Source organism: Bacilliculturomica massiliensis (assembly GCF_900605495.1).
Taxonomy (GTDB): domain Bacteria; phylum Bacillota; class Clostridia; order Peptostreptococcales; family Anaerovoracaceae; genus Bacilliculturomica; species Bacilliculturomica massiliensis.
Map to the genome: position 1 here is coordinate 1 of NZ_LR027590.1, position 2,842 is coordinate 2,842.

At 55.7% G+C, this 2,842-nt stretch carries 2 protein-coding genes; both read left to right on the forward strand.

What is annotated here, in order from left to right:
* On the forward strand, nucleotides 1-200 hold a 200-nt coding region (locus tag E0E37_RS18460; protein ID WP_165445135.1), incomplete at its 5' end, for a hypothetical protein.
* A 103-nt stretch (nucleotides 201-303) separates the two neighbouring features.
* The coding region (locus E0E37_RS00450) for a leucine-rich repeat protein (RefSeq protein ID WP_130861014.1) at nucleotides 304-2,842 on the forward strand (2,539 nt) is incomplete at its 3' end.

A 2,842-nucleotide genomic window follows, 5' to 3' on the forward strand; every position in this document is an offset into this window, starting at 1 on the left:
TCCATCTGTACGGCAGGGTGGCGGGCTTCAACAGTACGGCAAGCATGGCAGACAGCAAGGACGGCATCGGCGATCTGCCGGGCACCGTCGTCTCCACGCGAAACGATCTGGAGTTTACCGACGGGACCAACAGCGGCATCCGCATCAAAAATATAGGGAAAGCGGGGGAGACCATCAGTTTTGAGGTGATCCTTCCGTAGCAGGCGCTCCACAGAACAGCACAGTTTCCGCATCCGATGAGGAAAGCCGAAGCGTGATGTTATATAGAACAAGCATCTTGGTTGAGCGAGAGGAGGAGAAAGAATGAAGGAGACAGCAAAACGCCGGGGCAGAAGCCTGCTGGCGTGGATCCTGTCATTAGCGATGACGATATCGGGAGTTTCTGTCTTTCCGGGCAGCTTCGCCGTTTACGGCGCGGATACGGCCCTTGTGGAAGGAGCAAGCTACGGCGTCGGTCTGAGCGGAGGAGAGTACGGAGACGGAACCTACACCTATGTGGGGGACATAACGGGGTACACCTACGCGGATAAAGCCGCCGCGGAAGCGGGAAGGCAGACCGAGGGGACGCGGGAACTTCTGGTATCGGATCAGGTATACACGGGCATGAGCTGGGACAGCTTGGACAGCCGGGGCCTGATCTACGGAGACTATGACGATCCGCTGACCGTAACGGTGAACGGAGGGGCGTATTATGCGGTAATGCGGGCCCTGTCGGCGGGGAATACGGGAGTAAACCGTGTCCAGGACGGACTGAAGGCGGGGACGGCGCTGGAGAACAACGCCGGACTGCCCGACGAAAATGAATGGGACCTCATCGTATCGAAGAGCTACGCGGCGGGAGCCGGAACGGGAAACGATACGTGCTACATCAAGAACTGGGACGGAACGGTGAGCTTCGCCCAGGACATCCACGAGAGCGGAGACGCGGCGGTGAGAGGACTGGCGGCCAGAGGGTGGAATCACTGCCCCACGGACTACACGCTGGACAGCTACGGATACCGTCCTGCTTTGGAGATCCTGGGACCGGCGGAGGAACCGCCGGCAGTGGAAGTTCCTGTGGAGCCGCCGGTAACGGAAACGCCGGCGGAACCGGAGACGCAGCCTCCGCTGGACCTCTCGGGAGCGGTGGGCGACATTGTAACCTATACCATCCCGGGTGGGCAGGACAACGCGGGAGAACCGCTGTACTTTCAAATCATGAGCGGTGATACCCTTCAATTGGTATCGCCGAACCTGTCGGGGGGCGTCAGCGACTATGCGGCGTATGTGAATCACCTGGAGATACCGGCCTCGGTGGCGGGACGCAGCGTGATGTCTATTGGAGCGAAGGCCTTTCGGGGATGTGAAAATCTGACCGGCGTGTCCATTCCGGAAGGCGTGGAGAACGTGGGAACGGAAGCATTTGCATTATGCAGCGGACTGATCGGGGATCTGATCCTGCCCCGCAGTCTGACCACTCTGGGAGATACTGCATTTGCAAGCTGCTCCAGACTCAATGCTGTTATTTTTCTGGGGAATCCCGGCTCAATAGGCGGAAGTGTATTTGTGGAGTGTACGCAGCTTAGCGGCATATATGTGAGCACAGACTGCCTTGCGTCAGACGACATTTTAAAGGTGGGGGCTCCAAACGCATCTGTATACAGAAACAATCCCGGTGAAGAGGTTAGATATTATTTGACGGATGAGAATGGTCTGAGAGCAGGACTATTGATATTTGTGGTGAAGGATGACCGGACACTACAATTGCAGAAGATGGACCCGGATTCAACTGTGAGCAGATTAGAGATTCCGGCTGCGTTGTCTGCACGTGTGACGAGCATCAGGGACGAGGCGTGTAGAGGCGTAAATAATATAACAAGCGTGATCATCCCGGATGGAGTGACAACTATCGGATCTTATGCGTTCGCGACATGCGCCGATCTGACTCGTGTAGTAATTCTGGGAAACGTGACAGAAGCGCGTTATCCATTTACTGGTGACGCAGCGTTGAAAGATGTTTATATCAGCGGGAAATCGACAGTAAGGGATGAGGAATTAGGCGTTGAGGCAAGCGTCAGAATACACAGAGGTATCACCGGAAATGTGGCCATAGAGGGAACGTTGAATCAGGGCCAGACACTGACTGCGGACATTTCCGGAATTCAGCCGGCAGAAGTGAGAAACGCTGTAACGTATCAGTGGTACAGAGGAACCACAGCCATCAGCGGAGCCACAGCGGCAACGTACAAAGTGACCGCAGCTGACGTAGGCCAGGAGATCAATGTGATGGTCACCGGAGGCGAAAGTTATGGCGGCAGCGTGGCCAGCGGATCGGTACTGCCAACGCCGTCCTTCAGCGGTGGAGACGGTACGGAACAAACGCCGTACCTGATTACCAGCGCAGAAGATTTCAATAATCTGGCGGAGATTATTCAAGGTGGAAACAGGTATACGGATACCTATTTCAAGCAGACGGCGGATCTGGATTTTACAGCTGTGACCTATGGAGGGATCGGCAGTACGCTGTTTGGCGGAACCTATGACGGCGGCGGGTTTGCTATCAGAAACTTGTCAAGCAGCGTGCCGCTGTTCGGCTCGACTTCCGGAGCGTCTATCCGCAACATCAATTTGGACAGTACCTGTCGTTTTTCATCCGGCGATGGGATCAGCTCACTGATCTATACCATGAACGGCGGCGTACTGGAAAACTGTGTGAGCAATGCGACCGTAAACGACACCATCGGCAGCAGTCGAAAGGCCGCAGGGCTTGTCTTGACACTGGATGGAGATGGAATCATCAGAGATTGCAGCGTCAAAAGTGATATAACGGTTAACAGTGGATGGGCGAGCCGCGCGGGCGGAA